Annotated in this window: 1 protein-coding gene; it reads left to right on the forward strand. The window is 71.1% G+C overall.

The features are described from left to right. On the forward strand, window positions 1–246 hold a 246-nt coding region (locus ACTFO6_RS19410; protein ID WP_439935951.1), incomplete at both ends, for a Fic family protein.

The following is a 246-nucleotide window of genomic DNA, read 5'->3' on the forward strand; positions in this document are numbered from 1 at the left end:
GGACGTGCAAGAAGTCGCCAACTACGTGCGCGCCATGAACCATGGCCTCATGCGGCTCGCCGAACTGCCGGTCTCCGTGCGCCTGATCCGCGAGATCCACGCCGTGCTGATGCAGGGCGTGCGCGGTGGGCGCCTGCAACCGGGCGAGCTGCGCACGAGCCAGAACTGGATCGGCCCCGCAGGCTCGACGCTCGCCACCGCCACCTTCGTGCCGCCTCCGCCGCACGAGGTGCCCCAGGCCCTGTC

The sequence above is a fragment of the Pelomicrobium sp. G1 genome (genome assembly GCF_051905455.1).
Classification (GTDB): Bacteria; Pseudomonadota; Gammaproteobacteria; order Burkholderiales; family UBA6910; genus Pelomicrobium.